General features: G+C 33.0%; 1 protein-coding gene. It reads right to left on the minus strand.

Annotated elements, in window-relative coordinates:
* Nucleotides 1-150, minus strand: a 150-nt coding sequence (locus tag DNK84_RS04520) for a transposase (protein WP_162902217.1), incomplete at its 3' end; no start/stop codon positions are given.
* Between the last annotated feature and the right edge of the window lie 447 nt (nucleotides 151-597).

The following is a 597-nucleotide window of genomic DNA, read 5'->3' on the forward strand; positions in this document are numbered from 1 at the left end:
CATACGCCATTGACAACCCGTTCGTAACACATAGTAAACCCCTTCCACGAATAAACGCAAAGATTCCGTATTTTTGCAGTGTATCCTCTTTACCGTCATTAAAAATTCATAAATCTTTTCCCAAGCATTTTCATTTATGTGATAATGCATTTTGCAATCCTTTGTTGTTTTTCTCAAATATATTTAAAACCAAGGATTGCAACCTTGCAAATCATTTTTTAATTAAATTAAATCAACTTAATTTCACATCTTGTAGTTTTTTTGGTTCACAGAACCTAAATCAAAATCTCTGCATTCATTTTAAGCTCCTAAGTTTTATTGGACAAAAAATCCACCAGACAATGGATAAATCCTAACATATAAGACAAAATATAACTATAGCAAAAATGTATCAAATTGTTTTGGGTTGTAACGATACAACTAAAATTGGAGACCGAGCCCATCCATATAACAGCAATTACCCAGCAATTACCGGCAAGTTGAATAACTCGTTATAAAATTTTGGCTCTTTTCCCTTTTCTGTTGGTTACAATCCGAGCATTCGATAACCGCTTAAATCTATGATCAATCTCTGGAAAAGAGCCCATCCATCTAACT

The sequence above is a fragment of the Facilibium subflavum genome (assembly GCF_003574485.1).
Classification (GTDB): Bacteria; Pseudomonadota; Gammaproteobacteria; order Francisellales; family Francisellaceae; genus Facilibium; species Facilibium subflavum.